Here is a 20,450-nt window from a genome sequence, read left to right as displayed (position 1 = left end):
ACGTTGTGTTGGTAAGAAGGAGGTTTACTGCCTCCTCTTCTTAAGTTCGCTAAGCGAATAGAAGGTTCCTCTCCAATAGATGCCACCTTGCTTGAACGTCAGACTGACAGAGCGGATGATCGTATAAAGCAGCAGAGATGCGGTAACCGGCAGCAGAAAAGCGTCTTTACCAGGCGCCCCCATTAGTGCGAAGATCAGCTTACGGTAAAGAATAATCTGTATAATCACAGCAAGAGTGAATAGGATTCCTGATCCGTTCCAAAGGAGTAGCATGCCAATCCAAGGGAAAATAAAGAAAAGCAGCTGTCCTAGACAAGCGGCTATAGCAAACGGCAGGCTATAGTGAAAGCCTGAAAATAAATTTTTTCGAGTCCTTGAATTGCTTCTCGTAATGAGCGGTACCATTCCACCTGCAAGGAATGCCGTGCCGATAAAATGCGCTGTTTAAACCCGGCGCTTTTTAAGCGAATGCCTAGCTGGAGGTCGTCATCGGGGCGCAGAGCGATGGCTTGATGGGTGCCAATGGTCTCATAAGCATGACGGCTTACCATGTTAAAAGCACCGATGCCCATACCATGACGGCGCGTATCATCCCGATTAGCGTTCCAGGGACGGACAAATAGCGAGAAGGAGAAGAAAAAGAAGTGAACAAATCCCCGCAGCAAGGGCTGACGAGCTACCATTAGAGGAGCCAGCGTCAAGTGATCGACTTGATGCTCTTTCATGTAAGAAACTGCGTCCGTAATGGTTGTAGGTGAGAAAAGAATATCTGCATCGGTGAATAATACATATTGTCCTCTGGCTTGTAAGTAGCCCTGATAGAGGGCGTGATTTTTCCCTAGCCAGCCTTCCGGAAGGTGGGTGATATGAATGATTTTTAGCGGTGTGGAAATGCCGGTTCGCTGTTCGGACCATTTTCGAAGCTCCTCTAGCCTTATACCTGTAGCATCCTGTGAGCGGTCATTGACCGCAATGATCTCAAGCCGGGGGTAATTCTGAGAAAGAAGATGGCGAACCGTCTGCATGATGGTGCTTTCTTCTTCTTTCGCAGCAATAATGACGGAGACAAGCGGGGGCTTGTCCGGCAGGTTAGACCATCTGGGTAGCGGATATAGCAGGCGCAGCCCTTTAGAAAGCATGATGCTGGTCAAAAGCCAATATAGCAGGGTCAATAATGCGGCATAGTCATATATGGACATGGTGCACCACCTTGTGAAAGAATAGAAGTTGACCGCATTATAACATTGACAAACATCGGGTAGCAACGAAAGTACGGTGCCCGTCAAGCCATAGAGAAGGGGGAATCACGTTGAAGGAGGAAATTGTACAACCGGCTGACCGGTATTGGAAAAAACTGCGCGGCGATGAACTGGGCGACTATCTCCGTGCTGTTGCGGAAGTGCGGGAATTAAAGCCGGATCGTCTGGTATTTGTTTGTATAGGAACGGATCGATCTACAGGCGACGCATTGGGTCCACTTGTCGGTTCCGCCCTGCTGCAGGCCGGGTATCCCCGCGTCATTGGAACACTGGAGAAGCCCTGCGATGCAAGCAATCTGGTGGAACGGCTAGCGGAAATACCGCAGGAATCTGTGGTGATCGCCATTGACGCTTGTTTGGGTCAAAAGCAGTCCATCGGCCTCTACCAGGTGTCTAATCAGCCCATCTATCCGGGGAAGTCCGTAGGAAAGGTTCTTCCGCAGGTTGGGGATTATACCATTGCCGCAATCGTGAATGCGGATGGACCTAAGCAATATGCTGTGCTTCAGACAACTTCTCTGTATCATGTCATGAACATGGCACAGGAAGTGGTAAAAGCAGTTCAGTTTGCAGTACCGCTGGATTGATCGTAGAAACGAAGAGCACCAGAAGAGAGAGTAAGTAACAAGGGTCAAGAGCGGGATTAGACAGGAGATAGAGCCAAAAGAAGTTCCGGGGTAGGAATCGAGATCCAAGAATAAGGTCAGGACCCAAGGGAAGAGCAGTAGCAGGAGCCGAGGACTGAGAGCAGGGTTAGTCAGGAGACACCGCAAAGAGTATGGTCAGTGGCAGGAACGGAGTCCAAGAATAGAATCAGGATCCAGGGCAGCGACCAGGAACAGTCAGGTGCCAGAGAGAAGAGCGGGTCAGGAACTAGGTCAGTGGCAGGAATGGAGTCCAAGAATAGGGTCGGGAATTGGTGATGAACTCAGTCATCCAGCCCACGTGCGTAATCTCAAATGTAAAGTGAGTGGATTTTAAGACATACATTTCGGATCATGTCGACTATTATTTAGTGGGTCCGTTGGTTACGCTGGCAAGAGAAACGGGAGTGAATGCAGTGAGGAATGGGTTTGTTGAAGGTGTTAGTCATCATTTGGAGAAGAAAGGCCGGGTAGCCAAAGCAAATTTAAAGGACGTATCTTTACCTAGGATTTTAAAACTATTTCGAGGGTACAAGTCACAGCTTGCAGCTATTCTGTTGCTAGCTTTATTGGCGGCTGTCATCGGCCTGATTCCCCCTTTAGTGATGAGAGAGATTATTGATAAAGCTATTCCGCAAGGCAGTATGCGGCTGTTGACGGAGATGGCTATGCTTATGATTGCGCTGCCGGTGGCCAGCGGTGTGTTAGGCGTGTGGCAGAATCACTTAAACACGAAGGTGACGCAGGGTGTCATGCGGGATTTGGGGCAGTCGCTGTTTCGAAATCTGCAGCGGCAGTCGATGTCCTTTTTTACCGACGCTAAAAGCGGGGAGATTGTGCAGAGGCTGACGGGTGATGTACAGGCGGTTCAAAATGTGGTGACGTCATTAGTCGTATCGTCCATTACGCAAATTGTTATTGTTGCCACTACGATAGGAATCCTATTTGCTTTAGACTGGAAGCTTGCGATCCTATCGGTGTTGATACTGCCGCTGTTCGTACTGCCGGTGCGTAAGGTCTCGAAGGTGCGAAAGCAGCTGCGTGTAGAAACGCAGAAGGTCCGCGCTGACATCGCGTCCCAGCTTAGCGAAAGCTTTGGTGTGTCCGGTGCGCTTTTGACAAGGATTTTTGGGCGTGAGCGCCATCAGGAAGCGGAGTATCGTACGATGGTCCAGAAGGTCATGGACCTGGAGCTGCGGCTGAACCTCGTTGGCCGCTGGTTCGGGATGGCAACGAATACGCTGGGGCCGCTAGGCACAGCGATTATTTATATGTACGGCGGCTACTCCGTTATAACGGGGAGCATGACGCTGGGCGGTATTGTCGCGTTCGCGGCTTATCTAGGCCGCTTGTATATGCCTGTAGGCACGCTGCTGAACCTGCACGTGGAGGTTGCGACGGCGCTGGGCGTTTTCCAGCGCATCTTTGAATACGAGGACATGGTGCCGGGTGTCCTCGATCGACCGGACGCACGGCAGCTAGGGCTGGTGCGCGGGCACGTGGCATATAAGCAGGTATCCTTTGCTTATACGCCAGGGCAGTACGCGCTGCGCGGCGTCACCTTTGACGCGCAGCCGGGAGAGATGGTTGCGCTCGTCGGACCGAGCGGCGCTGGTAAATCGACGCTGATCGGCATGATCGCGCGTCTGTATGACCCGACGGAGGGTGCCGTCGAGGTCGATGGTGTGGACGTACGCGACGTCCAGCTCGCTTCGCTGCGCTCGCAAATCGCGTACGTGACACAGGAGTCGTTCCTGTTTCACGCCACGATCCGCGAGAACCTGCTCTTCGCGAAGGAAGACGCTTCGCAGGAGGAGATGGAGGCTGCGTGCCGCCAAGCCTACATCCATGATTTCATCATGTCGCTGCCCGAAGGGTACGACACGACAGTGGGCGAACGCGGCCACCGCCTCTCTGGAGGCGAGCGGCAGCGTATCGCCATTGCGCGCGCGATTCTCAAGCGCCCGCGCATCCTCATCCTCGACGAAGCGACCTCGCACCTGGACTCGGAATCCGAGTCCTATGTGCAGGCCGCGCTCGAGGAGCTGATGCAGGGGCGCACGACGCTTGTGATCGCGCACAGGCTTTCTACCGTGCTGGCCGCTGATCACATCCTGGTGATCGAAGCGGGCAGCATCGCCGAGCGGGGACGCATAGCGAGCTCTTGGCGCTGGGAGGACTGTATGCGAGGCTGTATCAAACGCAGTTCGAGAAAGCAAACGAAAGCTAATGGATGCTTCGGCATTCCAACAGCGTATGCTCGCTAGAGTGAGCTGCGCTTTTGAACGGTTGATGAAGGGAAAGAGAAAGCTCCGCAGTTTTCGGAGGAGCGTAGCGGTCTCCTCTGACAGTTTGCTATATCAGCAGCGATTGGAGAAAATCTACGGCAGCTGGCAATGAACCCCACTTGATCGACAAGCTGAAAGGCGATTCTCCATAAGAGCGGAGAATCGCCTTTTGATGGTACTCACATATGTGTGTCGGGCAAAGATAAGGGCCGTCTCATCATTTATCCAAGGTTGGATTACCAGGGGAAATGTCCGCAGCTGCTTCGTCATTCTCGAGCTTCACTTCTTCCCGGAGCAAGTAGCCGAAAAACAGCAAATAGTACGTGACGATTACGAAGAAAATGCCGGCTGTCAAAGGGTCCCTCGTGAATTGAGAAGGATCTGCAGGATTCATATTGTTTGGATTTGCAGCACTTGCGACAAACAAGATTCGGTAGGCAATACGTCCGATGAACAGGATGAGCACGGTAATTTCGACCCAAATATGGGTGCGGTAATACCAAGCGTCAGGCCGGCGTTCAAATCTGGTATGGCGTATGGCTGTCAATCCCAGGGCAGTTCCTGCGGCCATGCCGATCGCATAGGCGATAAAATGAATCGGATGCACGAATCCGAACGCCAGAATCATGAGACCGATGATGCTGAATATGCCGATGCGAAATTTAAGTCTGCCGCGGGAAAGCTTCTGAAAACCGATCGTGCGCTTCGTTCTACGGTAGACGATAAGCAGCACAATCAGGATTGGAATTGCATAATGAGACCAGTTTTGCACAATGTTTCCTCCAGACTTTGGTAATTGATTTCTATTGTAAACAAAAACAGGCGGCGTTGCATTAAAAATTGTTTGTCCGTTTACAAAAAAGCGTCATACACTTAATAGTATGTAGATACACTTACTATTACACACTATATGTGCCGCAAAGGAGTTGATTGCACAATGGCTCTGATTACGCATGCCAATATATGTAATACCGACAATGAAATCTATTGCTGCTTACGCAACAAGATTGTGAAGCTGGATGCTTACCAGAAGCAGCAGTTTTGCAGTGCTTGTAAAATGTATGCAGGAGACGTGGATGGACGCGGTGTTGCCTGTGTATGGGAAGATCTGCGAGATGTCAGCAATCCTCATTACGCTGCGGATCCGAATGCAGAGTTTGCAAGCAATCAAGTTCGTCAAGTGCCGCCAGAGGGGCCGGCCTTGTTTTTGTATTCAAGTTGATGAGCAAACACGTTCTGTTTGATTTCGATGGTACGTTGGTGGATTCCAGAGCTTTGCTGGTAAAGCTTTATAATGAGATCGCAGAAGAGAACCGGTTTCGGAAAATTCGTAACAGCGACCTGGTTATGCTCCGCAGCTTGTCGATATCGGAAAGAGTACATTGGCTAGGGGTGCCTGCCCTGCAAATTCCGAAGCTGATTTTGACCGGAAGGCGTCGTTACCAGGACAATCTTCGTTTTCTTCAGGTTGTACCCGGTATGAAGGAAGTGATCGGCCGACTTGCATCAAGTGGACACAAGATTTCAATCCTTTCCTCCAATTCCACCAGTAACATAAAACAGCTGCTGAAACAGAATCGAATGGATAGCGCGTTTGATGAAGTCGTATCAGCGAAGCATTTGCATGGCAAACATCACTCGATCAAAAGCATTATGAAGAGATGGGGAGTGCCTGCTTCTCGAATTGTGTATGTGGGTGATGAGCTTCGAGATATTGAAGCGTGCAAAAAGCTCGGAGTTCCCATTATTGCCGTAACTTGGGGCTATGATGCGCCTTCCTTACTTCGAAGAGGCAATCCGGACTATCTAGTGAATGCGCCTGGAGAACTACTTCATACGCTCCAAACCCTGACGACTTGAGTCAGGGTATTTTTCTTTCGAACACAGAAGTGCCTATGCTTAAATGCAATAGAACTGCAGCACTATTTATGATATGCTTATCCATGTAACAGCTAGAACGATGAATTAGTATGCTCAGATCGAAATGGAGAGGATGTCATGTCAGCTGGCAGGCAGGAATTAATTGATGAATTTTTTGAGATGATTCGCAAGCTGAACCGTACGGGTGCTGATATTCTTCATGTGAGGGACTTCTTTTGGAAGGCTTCAGAAATACGCACATTCGTTCCGCCGACCGTTGAATTTATGACCGTTTTGAAGCATTATAACGCAGTTCTGTTCCATGAGTTTAAAAGCTCCCTTGTGCCTAATTCCAGCATGAGCCTTCTAGCTAGCCTTCACATGGAGCCGGGAGAAGCGCTGATCAACTTGGGGATCACTAGCGTAGAAGAGCTGGAGCTTGCTGTCAAAGGAACAAGGACTACCGCCTAGGTACGATCTGCGGTGGACTGTACATATAAAATGCAACAAGTAAGCCCCTGCCTATTGAGCTTTAATAGGCAGGGGCTTACTTGTTGAGTCTTGCTTTGGCTAAGACAGTCTTGTGTTTACAGTGTGCTCACAGTTTAAGATTTGCTGTCGCTAAAACCGTTTTGTGCGTTCTATACTCTATTGCCTTGCTGTTAGGCCTGCGTTGTGTATGGCTTGCTGCATTAGTCTTGGCTTGGCTGCACTATTCTTGGTTTTGCTGCATGGCCGCCCGCAATTTATCAGCCAAGCTGTTGCCTACGCTTGTATTATCCGAATACTTCTGGATAAGCTGCTTGTTGGCCTTGGCGGATGCACGGCGACTACCACCGCCGCCTCCCGATTCGGTATCGAGCTTTTCCACGACATTGCAGGGACGGCATTGAAAATATTTCCCTGCTTTTCCGGTGTGAATCTCCATCTTCTTGTGACATTGCGGGCATCGGCGGTTGCTGAGCTGTCCGTCAGCCTCCCGTCTATAGGAGCATTCCCGACTCGAGCAAGTCAAATATTTGCCGCGTTTTCCTTTGATCTCTTGCAGGAATTCTCCGCATTCCGGGCACTTGCTGTGAGTGAGGTTATGCGGCTTGTAATTGGCCGAGCTCATTTTTACTTCGCTCACCAGCTCGGCTGCCTTCTTGCGGATTCCGCTGAGGAATTGCTCCATGCTTCCCTTGCCTTTGGCAATCCGCTCTAATTCCTGCTCCCATTCGGCCGTTAGCTCTGGTGAGCGCAGCTCCTCGGAGGCTAATTCAATAAGCTGAGCTCCTTTGCCGGTTGGCAGCAGCTGAGAGCCTTGACGCTCGATGGTATCGGAAGACACCAGCTTCTCGATAATATCGGCGCGCGTTGCCGGGGTCCCGAGATTGTGCTTCTCCATCTGTGACAGCAGGGAGGCCTCGGTGTATCTTCCTGGCGGCTTTGTTTGCCGGTTAAGCTGCCGGCTGCCTTTGACTGGCAGCGGGTCTCCAGCTTTAACCTGCGGCAGCAGCTGGGTTGGCTCGTCGTCCGCTTCTGCCTCCTCACGGTCCGGGTCGGAGAAGTCGCTAGCTCCGTAGACTTCCTTCCAACCAGCTTGTTTGATCACTTTACCGGAGGCGTAAAGCTTCTCACCGGCGATGTCAATGGTAAGCTTCGTTTCATCATATCGGCAAGGCCCGTAGAACAGTGCCAGGAACCTGCGGACAATTAAGTCATACAAACGGCGCTCATCCGCACTTAATGCGGCCAAAGATACGGCTTCACCGGTAGGGATGATAGCGTGATGATCGCTGACTTTGCTGTCATCCACAATTCGCTTGGTGATGTTCAGCGGCTTGCGCAGGAAAGGAGCCGCAAGCGGAGCGTAAGGTCCTATAGCTGCCCCTTTAAGCCTTGCAGGGAGTGTTGCAGCCATGTCGGAGGTTAAATGGCGTGAATCCGTCCGCGGGTAAGTCACAATCTTGTATTGTTCGTAGAGGCGCTGCAGCACATTGGATGTTTGCTTGGCGGAGAAGCCGAACTTACGGTTCGCATCACGCTGAAGCTCTGTTAAATCATAAGCAAGCGGATGGGGAATTTGCTTCTCCGTTTGCTGAACAGCGGCTACTTTGGCTTTAGTACCTTCCAGCTTGGCCTTGATCGCTTCGGCACGATCTCGGTCAAAGATGCGGGTATCGCCGCTCTTCGGGTCCCGCCATAGCGCGCGGAACGATCCGAAATCGGCTTCGATCATCCAGTAATCGACGGGACGGAACTCGCGGATTTCGGCCTCCCTGCGTATCATCATGGCGAGCGTCGGCGTCTGCACGCGTCCCGCAGACAGAGAAGCGCCGAACTTGCTGGTCAGCGCCCTGGTGACATTGAGACCGATGAGCCAGTCGGCCTCTGAACGGCATACGGCTGATTGATACAGCCGATTATAGTCGCTGCCTGGCTTCAGCTTGGCAAAGCCCTCACGGATGGCCTGATCCGTCTGCGAGGAGATCCAGAGCCGCTTGAACGGCTTTTTCCAGCGGATCAGCTCCATAATCCAGCGGGCGACAAGCTCTCCCTCGCGCCCTGCATCGGTGGCGATCACGAGCTCGGAGAGATCGGGACGCTTAGCCAGATGCTCGATTCCGCGGAATTGATGCGAGGTTTCCTTAATGACCTTAAGCTTCATGCGATCTGGGATGATCGGTAGATCTTCCAAATTCCACGTTTTGTAGCGTGGATCATAATCGTCGGGCTCGGCTAATGTAACCAGATGGCCCAGCGCCCATGTCACGACGTACTTGGGTCCCTCAAAGTGGTGCTTTTGCTTCTGATTGCAGCCGAGTACACGAGCGATTTCCTTGGCTACACTTGGCTTTTCGGTAAGCACTAACGTTTTCATTTCTGCTTCGTACCTCTTCTCTGATAACAGGATTGTAAGGGGCTGCTTTCTAATCGATCATGCCGACTTTGAATACAACGGCCCATTTGGCATTTTTCAAGGACTCTGGTGTAAAATCCACGTTCTTCATAAAGCTCTCGTCGGTGGCCTGGAACCCCCAGATGGGCGCATCCTCGTCATCGGGAATGTCTAATTCAGGAGGAGATGGAATCATCGCTGATATTTTGTGGTGAATCGAGGAGTCCACGTCCACCTCCATGCTCGACGAACCGTTCGAATGAACAAGAGCAACTGTGGCTGCATAGTGCGTTCCCTGCGTTTGCTCGCCATCCTTCTTGACTTCCTTCATAGATATAATCCACTCAGCACTAACGGGTGTGCTTTTCTCATTCATCAATGAAGATGAAAAGGGACCGAGTGTCTGGGTCTTACTTCCATTTTCCCAAATCTCGGCGTAAGTTTGAATCGATTTCTTATTCCCTGTGTACTGCAGCTTCACAGATCCTGCCGTGTCCATAAAGGGCTTAAACTTCGCAGCATCCCCCGCAAACAGCTCGGAAGGCTCGATATGAAGAACTCCTTCCTTGACGGAAGCGGTTTGTGCAGCAGGTGATACGGTAGAAAGTTCAACAGGGGCTTCAGCAGTAGATTCGGTTAAGTCACAGCCCGACAAGGTAAGCGATAGACCCATTCCCAAAACCAACAGATAACGAATTTGCATTTCATCCTCCCTATAACGGAACATTTACGCATGCGTCAGCAGCGACCAGACCTGTTTGCCTACAAGTAGTAAAGTTACAAGGATGAATAGCGGTTTGACAAAGGTGCTGCCTTTACGAATGGCGACTTGTGATCCGACCAGCGCACCGGCGATCATCGCGGCTCCCATCGGGAGCCCGTAGTAGATATTGACGGATTTCATCAGGAAAAAGGTTCCAAGACTTGCCACATTGCTGGCTAAATTAAGAACTTTGGCATTAGCGGATGCGCCGACAAAATCGAAGCCGACCATAAGAAATAGGAAGATCAGGAAAGAACCTGCCCCCGGTCCAAAGAATCCGTCATAAAAACCAATGCAGAAAGCCCCCGCAATGAGTAGGGCTGTCGTCTTAGGGGTTAATCCCGTAAACGTAGAGGTAACTCCCCAGTTTTTTTTCAGAAGCGTATAAATGGTAACTACGATCAGCATACCCACGACAAGAGGCTTTAAAAAGTCGGAAGGAATCTGCTTGACGGTATAGGTTCCAAGCACAGCGCCTCCAAACGAAAGAGGAAATAGGGACAGGGCAAGACGCGCGCTGATCTTTTTGGACATGAGAAAAGACCCCGTACTGGTTAACGAGGACATGGTGCCTCCCAGCTTATTAGTCCCTAGCCCAAATACGGGCGGTAATCCGGCGAATAGCAGAGCGGGAAGCGAGATGAGTCCTCCGCCTCCTACCACAGAATCGATAAAGGCAGCCAGAAATCCGGCGACGAGTAAAAAGATCAGCATGTGCAAGGTTGGAAAATCCATTGTTGTTGGCTCCTTGATGTATAATACAAGCTAGCATAAGCCAAATCCCAGTGATTTTCAATGAAATCTCGTTGACACTTATGGAAAAAGGGACGTATAATTGAGGTTGTAAACGCGTGTTCACGGAAAGTGGGGCTAATTATTTTGAAGAAGACGGAAACCAATAGCGAAGAAATTGCCAGACTGGCTGGGGTGTCACGGAGCACGGTTAGCCGGGTCATCAATAATTACTCGAACGTACCGGAGAAGACGCGTGCGAAGGTCATGAAAGTCATTGAACAGTATAATTATGTTCCGAACCTGTCTGCACAGGTGCTAGCGGGGAAGAAGACGAAAACAATCGGTCTATTCTTTATCGATGCTGGACACGTATCTGGTGACATGCTAAGCAATCTAATGATTGCGAGCATCATTGAATATGCGTCATCCTTCGGCTATTACGTGTTAACTCATATCATTCGCGATTCGAAGGATCCCAAGCAAGTGAGCCGCATTAAAGAAACCTACTTGCAAAGACGTGTCGACGGCGGCATCTTTATCGGTGCTGCGAATTATGAGCCTTTCATTGAAGAACTCGTTACGGAAGGATACATGGTTGCTATTGTAGACCAAAATTTACCTGGGCGCAATGAGCCGAACCGGATTGTTGTTAATTTTGATAATGAGCATAGCATTAATGCGGCTGTAGATTATTTGGTCAGTTTAAACCATAGCAAGATTGGAATTGTTAATGGGGATATGAAGCGATACGGGGGGCCGTCCAAGTACGAGGCTTTCGTGAACGCAATGAGCCGGAACAAACTCGAGATTGTGAGAGACTGGGTGCTGGCGGGAGATTTCAATGAAACCAGCGGCTATCAGGCGGTGAAGAGTCTTTTGGGGTCCTGTGGACGTGATCAGTTACCTACAGCCCTTATTGCAGCGAACGACAGCGTAGCATTCGGAGTGATTCGTGCTTTGCAGGAAGAGGGGATCTCCGTTCCGGACGATATCTCGGTGATCGGATTCGACGACCACGCTTTCAGCGCTCGTTTTCAGCCGAGTCTTACGACTTTCCGCATGGACTTTGAATGTATGATGCTCAAGCTGACGGAGCTTCTTATTAACAACATTGAGCAGGGCGCTAAAGATTTTAATAAAGTCATGATTCAATCTCAATTGATAGTCAGAGAATCTTGTAAGAAACTCTGATTTTTCTTTTATTCTAAAATAAACACGTGTTCATAACATATGAAAGCGCATTATTTAATGACGAGGTTTATATAAGCAAAGCAAGGCTAAACCTGTTGTTATTGGATCTTTGCCTAAATGGCGGATTCTTAACGAATACATAACATTCATTTTTAGAGAGGAAGATTTCCAATGGATAAAAACCTATTAGGCACGAAAGTAATTGCGCAAATCGGACTGCTTGTGAATGACATTGAACAAACAAGTCAAGTTTATGCTGATTTTTTCGGTGTAGATAAGCCACAGTGGTTTTGGACCGATACGGTGGATGTTGCGCAAACGGAGTACAACGGTCAGCCAACGGAAGCCAGATGTAAGCTTGCTTTTTTGATATGGGCTCCCTTCAGCTTGAACTGATTGAACCTGATGAAAAACCCAGCGTATGGCGGGATTGCTTGGACCGTGACGGGGAAGGATTTCATCATATCGCGTTTATCATTGACGGCATGAAAGAAAAAATCGCAGTATTGGAAAAGCATCAAATGCCGCTGCTGCAAAAGGGTGAGTATACAGGAGGAAGATACGCTTACCTGGATACGGTTCCGCAATTAAAGCTCATGATTGAGCTGCTTGAGAACGATAAGAAATAAAGCGTCGCGGTAAATTGGCGGAAAGCGGGATACAGAGAACTTGCAGAGTAGAATAAAGAGATGAAAAAGGTTAGTCACGAGGAGGCAGGACATGAATATCTTCATAACAGGTGCTAACCGCGGTCTAGGCTTTGCGTTAGCCAAGCTGGCTGTGGAGCGGGGATATACGGTTTATGCGGGAGCACGGGATCCGCTTGCTGCCGGGCAGCTGCAGGAGCTTCAAAAGGAGAATTCTGCGCGGATAAAGCCGGTAGCTCTGGATGTCACTAGTGAGGAATCCGTTGCAGCCGCGGCTCAAGTGCTTAAGGAAGAGGGAGTCAGTCTGCATGCTATTATCAACAATGCGGCTGTTTTGCTCGGAAGATCAGTGCCGATTGAGCAGCTTGCATTATCAGATGTAACCGATTCATTTGCCGTGAATCTGTTCGGGCCGATGCTTGTGGCCAAGCATTTTTTGCCGCTGCTAGTTAAAGACAGCAAATCGTCCTTCATCAATATTAGCTCAGAAGCGGGCAGTACAGCCGGTGCTTATGGCGGCGATTATCCGTATGCGTTGACCAAGGCTGCATTGAATTATTTCTCGCTGCAGATCAAACGTAGTCTCCAAGCTGAAGGTGTACAGGTGTATGCGGTGCATCCGGGCTGGATTCAAACAGATATGGGCGGAGCAGCTGCTCCGGGAGATCCTTATGCTGCGGCTAAGGGAATACTGGACCTGATGGACAGGAAGGTCGTTCCTGCCCATGATCAGGTGTTTGTGGATCATACAGGGGAAGCGATGCCTCTTTAAGAGGGGCATTTAGAGGGTCATAATGAAGTGAAGGGAGAAGGGATGCTATGAAGCGGATTATTGCGATCGTCGGAGATTTTTATCATCCGGTAGAGCCTATCCAACGCTCGCTCGAGACCGCTCTGCAGAAGCAGCTTGACGAGCGTTCGGTCGAGATCGAATATCTCAGTGAAGATCAGCTGCAAGCAGCGATGGAGAGCAAGCCGGATGCTGTTGTTTTTTTCAAAGAAGATCGACTGAACCCCCAGGACGAGGTCGTACATAGATGGATGAACGAAGAGACGGAAGCGGCTATCGTACAATATGTCGAGCAGGGAGGAGCCTGGCTGGGTTGGCATTCGGGGCTGGCTTCCTACTCACCTGACGGTGCTTATGTAGGTATGCTGCGGGGGTATTTCGAATATCATCCTGAGAAGCATAGCCTCGTATCCTATACGGAATTATTGGGAGGCAAACCGGCGGACCAAGCTGCATTTGCCATTATGGATGAGCATTATTTCGTGCACTGTGACCGCAGCCGGACAGACGTATTCTTATTGTCGGCTTCCAAGGATGGGGAATCGATAGCTGGTTGGCGGCATGAAGCCGGAGAGGGCCGTGTCGTGTGCTTCACACCTGCTCATACGGAGGAAGGGCTGTTGGACGCAGGACTATTACAGGTATTGGCTTCATGCGTGGATTGGTGTTTAAGCAAGTAAGGCGTTTATTCCAAGCGATATGTAATCAACAAACAGGGACTTTCCTAAGGAAAGTCTCTATTTTTGTCGAAAAATAGGAGGTGCTGTCCTTTCTTGACTCACTTCAAATGAGTTATAATAAATGAATTATAGATAAAGAGGGGTCAAACGCTCTCATGAAGCTGCTATCTTCATATTTCTCCAACCAGACCATTAAACAACGATTCCGCTTCTGGGTTGGTCTTATCATCATAGGATTAGGCCTTGCGATTATTGTATCGTTCTACATAAATGGAAAAGCCGACAGACTGCTAGAGACCAGAGAACAGTTGAAGCAGGTCGTGTCTATTCAAAGCCTGTATATCGAACGGTGGAGTCAGGAACGGATGGATACAATTAAGCGATTTGCCTTATCTGACAATGCTGTCCAACATCGTATCGATCTGCTTACATCCGATTTTGAAGCGTATGGCCGAATCCAATCGGACTTTGATCTTCTTTTCTTTGTAGATGTTGATGGATATTACAGGTCTTCGAAAGATCCTAATACAGGTATGTTTCTGGGGGACAGATCTTATTTTCAGGCTGCACGTGACAAAAAAAAGTTTATCTCCAGCATTTTGACCTCCAAACAGTCAGGTAATTTCATCATCACGTTCACGGCTCCAGTACTCGACTCATACGGTCAGTTCGCGGGGGCGGTAGTGGGCACGGTCAGCACGGACCTGTTGGACAAGCTGATGAATCAGCTCAGCTTTGGAAAAACGGGAGAGGTATACGTTCTTGACAGTGAAGGGAAAATCGTCACGATGTCAGGGCCGAACAAATCCGACGCCAATCAACTGATGGATACAGAAATACTCCGCAGAGCTAGAGCCGATGCTCAATCAGATCAAGCTTATATAGGCTTTCACGGAAAGCGCGTATACGGGCAATACCAGTGGTCTTCCGGTCGTGCCTGGACAGTGGTAGGAGAAATTACGGAGGAAGAAGTATTCGAGAACTTGAATCAGCTTCTTATTACGGAAATATTAATTATGCTAATTGTCTTGGTCTTGAGCTTTGCCGCGACGGTTACGTTGGCATCAAGGATCGAAAAGCCTATTCACTTTCTCGTGAAAGGAACCAAAATCATCCAAAACGGCAACTATAGTTATCAAATCAATCAGGAAGCGATCAGGACCGCACCTGTTGAGCTTCGCCAGCTTTGCCAGACTTATAATACGATGGCAAGCAAATTGAAGGACACCATTACGCTGCTCGAGCATTCAGCAATGGTAGACCAGTTGACGGAGGTCTTCAACCGCAGGTATATCATGCTAGAAGGCAGTGATCGGTTGAGAGCGTGTGTGAACGCGGGGAACTGCTGCTCGGTGATTTTGCTGGATATCGACCATTTCAAGAAAATTAATGATACGCGGGGGCATTTGATAGGAGATCGTGTCCTTCGCCATGTGGCCATGCTACTTCGCCAGTATGCCGATGAGCATACGATTGTGGCCAGATATGGAGGAGAAGAATTTATCTTGCTTGCGTTGAACAAAAACGCAGAGCAAAGCCTGCAGCTTGCAGAAAAGATTAGGCTGCGTCTAATCAATCATCCTTATGAAGAGGATGGAATTCAGGTCTCGATCACAGCCAGTCTGGGCGTTGCCGAATATTCGGAAGCCGGCATGATAGAAGGTAGCACACTGCTGGAGCATATCGTATCACGTGCGGATGAGGCTCTATACAGAGCGAAGACCGGCGGAAGAAATCGGGTCGCTTTAGCTGAATAGAATTCGTATACCTGCAGGTAGTCTGGAGGTCGTCAGCTTTCTCGCTGAAGGATTTAACTATCGGAACTTTCTTTAATCTCTTGTAGAAACACAATGCCGCACGACGGACACTCCATATCACTAAGCTTAAGAAGCGCGCCGCATGCGGGACACGACTCCTCCGGATGCGGTGCTTCATGGAAGCACGAAGCCTCTGGCGATGGCGCAGGCTCATCGTGCAATTCTTTTAAGATATCACTTATATCCTGCCCCTCTATAGAGACCACTTTAAGCTCCTCTGTCGGGAACCAAACAATGGTTCCGGTTTCATCACATACCGCTGAGGCGGGTAGCTTTCCATGTTCATCTTGTGAAGACAGCATACCTCCAACTAGATTAGGCTTTTGGAAAGATTCACTCCAAGGCCTGCTCCGATCAGGATATACCTCTTACCCGTCACTTGATTCCTCACAATCACAGCCATCCCAAACTCCCCCTTTGTAAAATCATTGCAGGTTGCAGAAACCTCTTTTCCCATAGTACGTAAGAACGTAAGGTGACGTTTCGGGCTTGAAAATTGTTTCATTTATATGGTCAGATTCCTGGGTGATTCGTGTATAATAGGCAGAGAGTCTGTCAAATTTCCAAATTTAGGAGGAATTGCATGTTGAATTTGTCTTTAAAACCAATGGGGATTGGTAGGATACTGGATAGAAGCTTCCAACTATACCGTAAGCATTTTGTGAAGCTAACATTAATCATGTTAATTTTATACGGGCCTTATTATTTACTGCAAAATTTGCTGCTTTATCAAGAAACAGCTTTCACGACGTCATCGATTCTGAATCAAATTCGCGAAGGGGCATCCTGGCAGGACATTTTGCAGTCGAGCTCATCTTTACAAGACGCTACTTCGCCGGCAGAGATCGCCAAAAATCTGCTTTTCGTTTTCTTGCTGCTTCCGATCTTTTTACTGGGTCTCATGCCGGCTTCGGTGGCTTCCACCATACATCTAATTAGAGCGGAATTATTCGGTGAAGAGGTTCCAGGTGTGGGAGGACTGCTGAAGAAATCGTTCCGCAGGTTTTGGCCTATGGTAGGCAGTACTGTCATTAACCTGATGATTATGGTTGGTATTTATTTTGGATTCGTGATTGTCATGATGCTTTTAGCTGTCGCTTTTATTTTTGGAGCGGGCGTTTCTGGGTCGATTAACGGTTCTGTCGGCGGTGGAGCGGCTGCATCCATGATCATCTTCTTTATTTTGCTGTTTATCGGCTTTTTGCTGACCTTCTCTTATTTTTTCATTCGCTGGGGTTATTATCTTGCAGTAGTGGCGAGCGGGGAAGATCTGATCGGCTTGGGACAAAGCTGGAGATTGACAAGAAAGCAGTTCTGGCGCTTGTTTCTGATGTATTTCGTACTCGTCGTGATTTTATATCTGTTTTTGACAGTGGTTCAATTGCTAGTAACGGCAGTGCTGGGAGCGGGGTTATTTGCCCAACTACTGGGCAGTTTGCTTAGTATTCTCATTTCTCCTCTATGGCTGCTTCCTTATGCACTTAGCTATTTTGATTTAAAGGTTCGCAACGAGGGTCTGGGTCTAGAGGCAATGATTGAAAGTGTGGTACATAACCAAGTAAACGGAATGGAAGGCCTTAGTGGCAGTGAGTGGAAGGATGGTATTGAAAGCATTAACCCGGTTAATCATTTACCCCATGAAAGAGAAGCGGGTGAAGCAGGTAACGGGAATCAACAGCAAGCTGAAGAAACCAAGAACAATGAGAATGGCGCTGACAAAGCAGCTGGTGAAAAGGAACCTGCTCTAGATGAGCAGCGAGAGGATTCGGATAAAAAGCATGACTAACTCCGTTCAACAAGTGTCAGAGGACAAAGAACAACTGAGTCAAATTCTGCAAGACAAGGAGTATACCGTATATAACCAGCAGGAGCACGGATCGATCTGGGATTGGCTGAAGCCGCTATGGCACAAGATCCGAAAATATTTGCCCGACATTCATCTTCCGAAGGGCTCAGGGGACTTCATTACGTATGCGGTGATGATTGTCCTGCTGGCCATTGCAGGGTATGGGATATACTGGTTCTCCAAACAAATCATTAGGCAAAAGCGTGTCCGCAGCACCGCATATCTTCCGGCAGGCGAGCTAAGCAGGTCTTACAATGAGTACTGGAGGCAGGCTGATGCAAGCCGTTTAACCCGCCAATGGAGGGAGGGCGTCCGTTACACGTATCTCTCCCTCTTGTTTTATTTGGAGGCTGGAAAGGCGCTCCGTGTGGAAAAGTGGAAGACGAACTGGGAGTATAGGGACGAGCTGGAAGAGAAGGAGCCGTCCCTGGTTCCTGTATTTCAAGAAAGCTCTCTTGTCTTTGATCGAATCTGGTATGGCAAGGAAGAGGTGACGGAGGAGCAATTTACGCGGTTCTACCAGCAGATTGCTCAAGTCATCGGACGAGAGGAGGGCCTCGGACATGAGAGGGCTGAATAAGCTGCATATGGGGTTCGCCCTCAGCACTCTATTATTTCTTGTTCTGGGTTATGTCGTTGTCAGGCCATCCCTGCCCGATCAACCTCCTTACTTGTCATTCTCTGCCGACCGGGACGGAACAAAAGCTTGGCGTGAGCTGCTAAGTAAGCATCAGAAGGTGAAGGAATGGCGTCTGGACTGGAACTATCTGCCTGAGGGCAGCGGTATGATGCTGGTTGCCGTAGAGCCTGAGGGCATCACGAAAGCAGAAAAAGATCGTGTGCTGCAATGGGTGGAGCAGGGAAACGACTTCATTCTTTTGCAGAAGCATCCCGAAGCTTGGCATGAGTTTGAGGTTGAGCGTGTAGAAGGCGATGCGGGTTTGGGAGCAGATGTGGATGCGGATGGAACTGCAGAAACAGATAAAGATACTGATGCGAGCTCAAGTGATAGTGCGAATGATAGTGCGAACGACAATGCGAACGATAGTTCGAATGATAATGCGAATGATAATGCGAATGATAATGCGAATGACAATGCGAATGATAGTGCGAATACGAAAATGCGTGCGAAGTCGAGTGAAAGTGAAGATACAAATGCAAATGCAAATGCAACTGCAGATTCCGTTTCAAGTGCAAATACGGATGATAGAGTCAAATCGAATGTAAGTAAAGATGCAAGTTCAAGTGCAGATATCCATGCAGATGATGATGAGGGAGAAGCGGGAGTGGCCGCTTTGTTCGACAGAGAGGAAGCGTCGGTTCCCGCCGTGCACTCCATCAAATTAGGAATGGACGCAGATGGAGAGAATTTGACCGGTGAGGTGGCTACCTCATACCGGATCAAACCGGGCAGCGGCGGCACGGTGCTGTTCTCTGACGGGAGCGGCACGCTCGCCAGCCGCATGCAGATCGGCGCAGGCAGCATGACGGTCATGCTGACGCCGGAGTGGCTGTTCAATGGGAAGGTGCTGGAGCACTCCCATTTTGAGTTGTTGTGGCCGCAGTTCACGAAGTCCTGGAGCGCCGTGTGGGTCGACGAGACCCATCACGGCTACGGGACGAAGCCTGGGCTGCTGGCCATCTACCCCGCGTGGCTGGTGCTCGCCAGCGCGCAGCTTGGCATCGCGCTGCTGCTGTGGCTCTGGCTGCGCGGCAAGCGCTTTGGCCCCGTCCACACGCCGCGGGCGTGGACGGTGCGGCGCGGCGACGAGACCCTGCGGGCCGTCGCCGCCTGGTACGAGCGCCTCGGCTATCGCGACGAGGCGCTGAGGCACCAGCAGCTGCATCTGCGGCAGCTGCTGCACCGGCGCTGGGGGCTAAGCCCCAGCGCAAGTACTGAGCAGGCGCTTGCGGCAGCACGCGCCCGCTGGCCTGAGGAGCAGGCGGCGCGGCTGGCGCGCCTGCTCGGCAGTGAGCCGCCGGCTGACGGCGGCGGCATCGCGGCAGCGCCCCCGGCGAAGCGGGGCGCGAGAACGAGCGTCCGCGAGTTCGTTACGCGGACGCGCGACATGGGCGAGATCATCGCCTACTTGGAGAAGGAGTGAGCGGAATGATAGAACTAATAGAAGCGATGGAGCAGCGACTGTATGGGCAGAAGCTGAACATCAGACTGCTGGCGGCTGCGATGCTTGCCGGAGGGCATGTCCTTTTGGAAGGCGTGCCGGGGCTGGGGAAGACGAAGATGGCGCGTACACTCGCAGCTCTTTCGGGAGGGGACTTCCGTCGGATTCAATTTACCCCTGATCTAATGCCCGGGGATATTACCGGCAGCGTGATTTATCATATGCACGACAGTAAATTTTCTACGATTCAAGGACCTATCTTTACGAACGTGCTTCTTGCCGATGAGATTAACCGTTCCGGTCCTAAGACGCAAGCTGCGCTGCTGGAAGCGATGGAGGAGCGGCAGGTCACGATACAAGGAACGACCTATCCGCTTCCGGAGCCGTTCTTCGTGATTGCGACGCAGAACCCGGTCGAATACGAAGGAACGTATCCGCTGCCAGAGGCGCAGCTGGACCGGTTCCTATTCAAGCTTGTGCTGGATTATCCGGGAGAAGAAGCGGAAGTCGAGATTCTCCGCCAGCATACGCCTTTTTTTAAAGAGAAGGAGCTTTCGCTAGAAGCCGTTATGAATGCCGGGCGAATGCATGAGCTGCAAAGGCAGCTTGCCGATGTTGTCGTGGAGGATTCCCTTTATACCTACATGGCAACCATCGTTCGAAAAACCCGCGAGTCCAGAAAGGTGCAGCTCGGGGCAAGTCCTCGTGCAGGCATTGCGCTGCTTATGGCCAGCAAGGCATGGGCGCTGTTGGAAGGAAGAAGCTATGTAACACCTGACGATATCAAAATGGTCGCGCGGCCGACGCTGCGGCACAGGCTGATTTTGACGCCTCAGACGGAATTGGAGGGGGAACCAGTGACCACATCATCCAAGAAACGCTCGGTTCTATTCCCGTTCCCAGGTAGGTTCTTCCTGCAGGAATTT

The 20,450-nt window shown here is 50.0% G+C and carries 19 protein-coding genes and 2 pseudogenes; 14 read left to right on the top strand and 7 right to left on the bottom strand.

Features of this window, described 5'->3' with window-relative positions; genetic code table 11:
• Positions 1-24 precede the first annotated feature (24 nt).
• Positions 25-183, bottom strand: a complete 159-nt coding sequence (locus L0M14_RS23585) for a hypothetical protein (RefSeq protein ID WP_235118945.1) — start codon at positions 181-183, stop codon at positions 25-27.
• A 137-nt stretch (positions 184-320) separates the two neighbouring features.
• Positions 321-1,199, bottom strand: coding sequence for a glycosyltransferase family 2 protein (locus L0M14_RS23580; RefSeq protein WP_235118944.1), 879 nt, complete (start codon positions 1,197-1,199; stop codon positions 321-323).
• 110 nt (positions 1,200-1,309) lie between these two features.
• Here L0M14_RS23580 and yyaC point away from each other — a divergent pair, with 110 nt between their 5' ends.
• Both yyaC and L0M14_RS23570 read left to right on the top strand, forming a co-directional pair.
• On the top strand, positions 1,310-1,846 hold the full coding sequence (gene yyaC, locus L0M14_RS23575) for a spore protease YyaC (RefSeq protein WP_235118943.1): 537 nt from the start codon (positions 1,310-1,312) through the stop codon (positions 1,844-1,846).
• A gap of 383 nt (positions 1,847-2,229) precedes the next feature.
• Complete coding sequence (locus L0M14_RS23570) at positions 2,230-4,170, top strand: ABC transporter ATP-binding protein (RefSeq protein WP_235118942.1); 1,941 nt, start codon at positions 2,230-2,232, stop codon at positions 4,168-4,170.
• A gap of 238 nt (positions 4,171-4,408) precedes the next feature.
• Here the strand turns inward: L0M14_RS23570 and L0M14_RS23565 are convergent, their stop codons facing one another.
• A complete protein-coding gene (locus tag L0M14_RS23565; protein ID WP_235118941.1) occupies positions 4,409-4,963 on the bottom strand; it encodes a CcdC protein domain-containing protein in 555 nt (184 codons plus the stop codon).
• Positions 4,964-5,128: 165 nt separating this feature from the next.
• On the opposite strand from L0M14_RS23565, the gene L0M14_RS23560 reads away from it, so the two are divergent.
• From L0M14_RS23560 to L0M14_RS23550, 3 genes are all read left to right on the top strand, one after another.
• Positions 5,129-5,413 (top strand): hypothetical protein, encoded by a 285-nt coding sequence (locus L0M14_RS23560; RefSeq protein ID WP_235118940.1) that lies wholly within the window; start codon positions 5,129-5,131, stop codon positions 5,411-5,413.
• Positions 5,413-6,051 carry an HAD-IA family hydrolase gene (locus tag L0M14_RS23555; RefSeq protein WP_235118939.1) on the top strand — a complete coding sequence of 213 codons (639 nt, stop codon included), beginning with the start codon at positions 5,413-5,415 and terminating at the stop codon, positions 6,049-6,051. Before L0M14_RS23560 ends, L0M14_RS23555 begins: the two co-directional genes overlap by 1 nt.
• Before the next feature lie 138 nt (positions 6,052-6,189).
• A complete protein-coding gene (locus L0M14_RS23550) occupies positions 6,190-6,522 on the top strand; it encodes a hypothetical protein (protein ID WP_235118938.1) in 333 nt (110 codons plus the stop codon).
• Positions 6,523-6,763: 241 nt separating this feature from the next.
• Here the strand turns inward: L0M14_RS23550 and L0M14_RS23545 are convergent, their stop codons facing one another.
• From L0M14_RS23545 to L0M14_RS23535, 3 genes are read right to left on the bottom strand one after another with little or no spacing between them, the layout of a single operon-like run.
• On the bottom strand, positions 6,764-8,914 hold the full coding sequence (locus tag L0M14_RS23545) for a DNA topoisomerase III (protein ID WP_235118937.1): 2,151 nt from the start codon (positions 8,912-8,914) through the stop codon (positions 6,764-6,766).
• 49 nt (positions 8,915-8,963) lie between these two features.
• Positions 8,964-9,635: a hypothetical protein gene (locus L0M14_RS23540; protein WP_235118936.1), complete on the bottom strand. Its 672-nt coding sequence runs from the start codon at positions 9,633-9,635 to the stop codon at positions 8,964-8,966.
• Between the two features lie 24 nt (positions 9,636-9,659).
• Positions 9,660-10,430, bottom strand: coding sequence for a TSUP family transporter (locus L0M14_RS23535; protein ID WP_235118935.1), 771 nt, complete (start codon positions 10,428-10,430; stop codon positions 9,660-9,662).
• 144 nt (positions 10,431-10,574) lie between these two features.
• On the opposite strand from L0M14_RS23535, the gene L0M14_RS23530 reads away from it, so the two are divergent.
• The 5 genes and pseudogenes from L0M14_RS23530 to L0M14_RS23510 all read left to right on the top strand — a co-directional run bounded on the left by L0M14_RS23530 (position 10,575) and on the right by L0M14_RS23510 (position 15,495).
• A complete protein-coding gene (locus L0M14_RS23530; RefSeq protein WP_235118934.1) occupies positions 10,575-11,621 on the top strand; it encodes a LacI family DNA-binding transcriptional regulator in 1,047 nt (348 codons plus the stop codon).
• A 171-nt stretch (positions 11,622-11,792) separates the two neighbouring features.
• Positions 11,793-12,250, top strand: a pseudogene (locus L0M14_RS23525) (VOC family protein).
• 91 nt (positions 12,251-12,341) lie between these two features.
• Positions 12,342-13,040, top strand: a complete 699-nt coding sequence (locus tag L0M14_RS23520; RefSeq protein ID WP_235118933.1) for an SDR family oxidoreductase — start codon at positions 12,342-12,344, stop codon at positions 13,038-13,040.
• Between the two features lie 47 nt (positions 13,041-13,087).
• Complete coding sequence (locus tag L0M14_RS23515; RefSeq protein WP_235118932.1) at positions 13,088-13,738, top strand: ThuA domain-containing protein; 651 nt, start codon at positions 13,088-13,090, stop codon at positions 13,736-13,738.
• A 155-nt stretch (positions 13,739-13,893) separates the two neighbouring features.
• Complete coding sequence (locus L0M14_RS23510) at positions 13,894-15,495, top strand: sensor domain-containing diguanylate cyclase (RefSeq protein ID WP_235118931.1); 1,602 nt, start codon at positions 13,894-13,896, stop codon at positions 15,493-15,495.
• Positions 15,496-15,548: 53 nt separating this feature from the next.
• On the opposite strand, the gene L0M14_RS23505 is transcribed toward L0M14_RS23510, so the two are convergent.
• The gene (locus tag L0M14_RS23505) at positions 15,549-15,857 is read right to left on the bottom strand and encodes a hypothetical protein (protein WP_235118930.1); all 309 of its coding nucleotides are present in this window, start codon (positions 15,855-15,857) and stop codon (positions 15,549-15,551) included.
• A 281-nt stretch (positions 15,858-16,138) separates the two neighbouring features.
• On the opposite strand from L0M14_RS23505, the gene L0M14_RS23500 reads away from it, so the two are divergent.
• From L0M14_RS23500 to L0M14_RS23485, 4 genes and pseudogenes are all read left to right on the top strand, one after another.
• Positions 16,139-17,341: an MFS transporter gene (locus L0M14_RS23500; protein WP_235118929.1), complete on the top strand. Its 1,203-nt coding sequence runs from the start codon at positions 16,139-16,141 to the stop codon at positions 17,339-17,341.
• Positions 17,334-17,981 carry a DUF4129 domain-containing protein gene (locus L0M14_RS23495; RefSeq protein WP_235118928.1) on the top strand — a complete coding sequence of 216 codons (648 nt, stop codon included), beginning with the start codon at positions 17,334-17,336 and terminating at the stop codon, positions 17,979-17,981. Before L0M14_RS23500 ends, L0M14_RS23495 begins: the two co-directional genes overlap by 8 nt.
• Positions 17,965-19,506, top strand: coding sequence for a DUF4350 domain-containing protein (locus L0M14_RS23490; protein ID WP_235118927.1), 1,542 nt, complete (start codon positions 17,965-17,967; stop codon positions 19,504-19,506). The genes L0M14_RS23495 and L0M14_RS23490 overlap by 17 nt, the downstream gene beginning before the upstream one ends.
• Positions 19,507-19,511: 5 nt before the next feature.
• Positions 19,512-20,431: pseudogene (locus L0M14_RS23485) on the top strand (AAA family ATPase).
• The last annotated feature ends 19 nt before the right edge of the window (positions 20,432-20,450 follow it).

Source organism: Paenibacillus hexagrammi (assembly GCF_021513275.1).
Lineage (GTDB): Bacteria > Bacillota > Bacilli > Paenibacillales > NBRC-103111 > Paenibacillus_E > Paenibacillus_E hexagrammi.
Note: the sequence above shows the minus strand (reverse complement) of the source record. Positions and strands in the feature narration are given on the sequence as shown.

Excerpts from the sequence above, each read along its gene's own strand:
- L0M14_RS23585 (WP_235118945.1), bottom strand. The coding sequence starts at position 183 with ATGGGGGCGCCTGGTAAAGACGCTTTTCTGCTGCCGGTTACCGCATCT.
- L0M14_RS23580 (WP_235118944.1), bottom strand. The coding sequence starts at position 1,199 with ATGTCCATATATGACTATGCCGCATTATTGACCCTGCTATATTGGCTT.
- L0M14_RS23560 (WP_235118940.1), top strand. The coding sequence starts at position 5,129 with ATGGCTCTGATTACGCATGCCAATATATGTAATACCGACAATGAAATC.
- L0M14_RS23555 (WP_235118939.1), top strand. The coding sequence starts at position 5,413 with ATGAGCAAACACGTTCTGTTTGATTTCGATGGTACGTTGGTGGATTCC.
- L0M14_RS23550 (WP_235118938.1), top strand. The coding sequence starts at position 6,190 with ATGTCAGCTGGCAGGCAGGAATTAATTGATGAATTTTTTGAGATGATT.
- L0M14_RS23545 (WP_235118937.1), bottom strand. The coding sequence starts at position 8,914 with ATGAAAACGTTAGTGCTTACCGAAAAGCCAAGTGTAGCCAAGGAAATC.
- L0M14_RS23540 (WP_235118936.1), bottom strand. The coding sequence starts at position 9,635 with ATGCAAATTCGTTATCTGTTGGTTTTGGGAATGGGTCTATCGCTTACC.
- L0M14_RS23535 (WP_235118935.1), bottom strand. The coding sequence starts at position 10,430 with ATGGATTTTCCAACCTTGCACATGCTGATCTTTTTACTCGTCGCCGGA.
- L0M14_RS23520 (WP_235118933.1), top strand. The coding sequence starts at position 12,342 with ATGAATATCTTCATAACAGGTGCTAACCGCGGTCTAGGCTTTGCGTTA.
- L0M14_RS23515 (WP_235118932.1), top strand. The coding sequence starts at position 13,088 with ATGAAGCGGATTATTGCGATCGTCGGAGATTTTTATCATCCGGTAGAG.
- L0M14_RS23510 (WP_235118931.1), top strand. The coding sequence starts at position 13,894 with ATGAAGCTGCTATCTTCATATTTCTCCAACCAGACCATTAAACAACGA.
- L0M14_RS23505 (WP_235118930.1), bottom strand. The coding sequence starts at position 15,857 with ATGCTGTCTTCACAAGATGAACATGGAAAGCTACCCGCCTCAGCGGTA.
- L0M14_RS23500 (WP_235118929.1), top strand. The coding sequence starts at position 16,139 with ATGTTGAATTTGTCTTTAAAACCAATGGGGATTGGTAGGATACTGGAT.
- L0M14_RS23495 (WP_235118928.1), top strand. The coding sequence starts at position 17,334 with ATGACTAACTCCGTTCAACAAGTGTCAGAGGACAAAGAACAACTGAGT.
- L0M14_RS23490 (WP_235118927.1), top strand. The coding sequence starts at position 17,965 with ATGAGAGGGCTGAATAAGCTGCATATGGGGTTCGCCCTCAGCACTCTA.